Origin of the sequence: Rhizobium sp. RAF56, from assembly GCF_052113965.1 — a bacterium.
Taxonomy (GTDB): Bacteria; Pseudomonadota; Alphaproteobacteria; order Rhizobiales; family Rhizobiaceae; genus Rhizobium.
Map to the genome: position 1 here is coordinate 1 of NZ_JBFRDU010000117.1, position 974 is coordinate 974.

Genomic DNA, 974 nt, shown 5'->3' on the forward strand with positions numbered 1-974 from the left:
CCGGAGGTTTACGATGCGATCAGGGATTTCGTTACGTGAAGATTTTGACGGAGAACGTCTTCGGCGGCTGGCGCGGCAGACGAAGGACGCAGCCCAGGTACGACGCTTGTTGGCGCTCGCCTCGATCTACGACGGCGGCTCGCGRTCAGATGCCGCCCGTCTCGGCAATGTCACGCTCCAGATCGTTCGGGACTGGGTCATGCGCTTCAACGAACGCGGTCCTGCTGGACTGGTCAATGGCAAGGCTCCCGGTCAGCAGTCGCGGTTGAACGATCAGCAGCGTGCGGTCCTGGCGCAGGCCATCGAGCGTGGTCCGACGCCCTATCTCGACGGCGTTGTTCGCTGGCGTCTGTGCGATCTGGCTCAATGGCTTTGGGAAGAGTTTCGCGTTTCGGTGAGCGAGCAAACGCTGAGCCGTGAAGTACGGGCCATGGGCTATCGCAAGCTTGCTGCCCGGCCCAAACATCACGCGCAAGACCCTCAAGCCATTGAGGATTTTAAAAAAGTTTCCCCGCCGCRGTGGCAGAAATTGCCGCCGGAGCGGCCCGAGGAAAACGAATAGAGATTTGGTTCGAGGATGAGGCCCGCATCGGGCAGAAGAACAAGATCACGCGCCGCTGGGCCAGACGCGGATCGCGGCCGTCCGCGCCGCATGATCAACGCACGAGATCGGCCTATATCTTCGGTGCAATCTGCCCAAAGCTCGGTAAGGCGGCAGCTCTCGTCATGCCGTGGTGCGACACCTACGCGATGACGCAGCACCTGGCCGAAATCGCCCGCCATGTCGACGAGAATGCGCAMGCTATCCTCATCATGGATCAGGCAGGCTGGCACATGTCCAACAAGCTCGTCGTGCCTGAAAACATCACCATCCTGCCACTCCCGCCGAAATCGCCGGAGCTGAACCCGGTCGAAAACCTCTGGCACTTCATGCGCGAAAACTGGCTCTCAAACCGTGTATTCAAATCCTACGA

Annotated in this window: 1 pseudogene; it reads left to right on the forward strand. The window is 60.1% G+C overall.

The features are described 5' to 3' along the window. Positions 1–13: 13 nt before the first annotated feature. Positions 14–974: pseudogene (locus tag AB4048_RS28825) on the forward strand (IS630 family transposase); the annotation flags it as partial.